The 1,817-nt window shown below is 44.9% G+C and carries 2 tRNA genes and 2 rRNA genes; all 4 read left to right on the plus strand.

Annotated elements, in window-relative coordinates:
* Nucleotides 1–87: ribosomal RNA gene (locus E0709_RS12040) — 16S ribosomal RNA — on the plus strand; the annotation flags it as partial.
* A gap of 200 nt (nt 88–287) precedes the next feature.
* A tRNA-Ile gene (locus tag E0709_RS12045) sits at nt 288–364 on the plus strand.
* A 102-nt stretch (nt 365–466) separates the two neighbouring features.
* Nucleotides 467–542 (plus strand) — tRNA-Ala (locus E0709_RS12050).
* 352 nt (nt 543–894) lie between these two features.
* Nucleotides 895–1,817 (plus strand): 23S ribosomal RNA (locus tag E0709_RS12055); the annotation flags it as partial.

Genomic DNA, 1,817 nt, shown 5'->3' on the forward strand with positions numbered 1-1,817 from the left:
GGGGCGTTTACCACGGTATGATTCATGACTGGGGTGAAGTCGTAACAAGGTAACCGTAGGGGAACCTGCGGTTGGATCACCTCCTTATATCAGTGGTCAGATAACAGGTGTCAGATGGCAGTGAGCTAATTTGACTTTGTTATTGATACCCAAGAAACTTGAAGCGATAGCAAGTGTTCACACAGATTGTTTGATAGAACGATGAAAGCAAGTATATTCAGGAAAGTGAGAAATGGTATATGATGAAACTGTCATCTGATACCTGGCATCTGATTCCTGAACCCTACGGGTCTGTAGCTCAGGTGGTTAGAGCGCACCCCTGATAAGGGTGAGGTCGGTGGTTCAAGTCCACTCAGACCCACCACTTTCAGATGTCAGAAGACAGGAGTCAGACGGCAGAGAAAGTAAACGTAGGGAATAGAAACAGCAACACTGTCATCTGACACCTGTTGTCTGTTATCTGAATGGGGATATAGCTCAGCTGGGAGAGCGCCTGCCTTGCACGCAGGAGGTCAGCGGTTCGATCCCGCTTATCTCCACCAAAACTTGTTGGTCATCATTGTTAAGCGAATTGTAGGGGCGTATTGCATACGCGCTAGTGGAAACAGTTAATTTAACAATGATGGTAGGCGCAAGCCGAAATCGTTAATGTTCTTTAAAAATTTGGAAACAAGCTGAAAACAGAGTTCAGATAACAGTGGTCAGGTAACAGTAATGTTACTGATGATTGTTAGATGACTCAACGTTTGAGTAAAAATCTTGTGTGAACAAAAGCACACAAGTCTAGTTATTAAAATCAACCTAAAGTAAGCAGGTTAAAGATAGAAAAGGTATCAGACTGTCGTCTGAACTCTGTCATCTGAAACCTGTGCTACAAAGCACTTCAGGTTGTATGGTTAAGTGACTAAGCGTACACGGTGGATGCCTTGGCAATCAGAGGCGAAGAAGGACGTGCTAATCTGCGAAAAGCTTGGATGAGTCGATAAGAGGCGTTTAATCCAAGATATCCGAATGGGGAAACCCAGTAGATGAAGAATCTACTATCGTTATTTGAATACATAGAATAACGAGGCAAACCGGGAGAACTGAAACATCTAAGTACCCCGAGGAAAAGAAATCAACCGAGATTCCGTGAGTAGCGGCGAGCGAAAGTGGAAGAGCCAGTGAGTAATAGCAGTAAAATTAAGAGAATGAGCTGGGAAGCTCAACCGTAGGGGGTGATAGTCCCGTATCTGAAAATTTTATTGTGGTACTAAGCTAACAACAAGTAGGGCGGGACACGTGATATCCTGTTTGAAGATGGGGGGACCATCCTCCAAGGCTAAATACTCCTGATTGACCGATAGTGAACCAGTACTGTGAAGGAAAGGCGAAAAGAACCCCAGTGAGGGGAGTGAAATAGAACCTGAAACCGTGTACGTACAAGCAGTGGGAGCTCCGTCACTTAATGATTTTCAATCATTAAGTGACTTCGCAGGAGTCAGATAACAGACGGCAGATGGCAGTAGGAATAGAACTGTAATCTGAAACCTGTCATCTGACACCTGAAACGGAGTCACTTAATGGCGAAAGCCATTAAGTGACGGAGTGACTGCGTACCTTTTGTATAATGGGTCAGCGACTTATATTTTGTAGCAAGGTTAACTTAAATCAGGTAGCCGAAGGGAAACCGAGTCTTAACTGGGCGGTGAGTTGCAAGGTATAGACCCGAAACCCGGTGATCTAGCCATGGGCAGGTTGAAGGTTGGGTAACACTAACTGGAGGACCGAACCGACTAATGTTGAAAAATTAGCGGATGACTTGTGGCTGGGGGTGA

Source organism: Lonepinella koalarum (assembly GCF_004565475.1).
Taxonomy (GTDB): domain Bacteria; phylum Pseudomonadota; class Gammaproteobacteria; order Enterobacterales; family Pasteurellaceae; genus Lonepinella; species Lonepinella koalarum.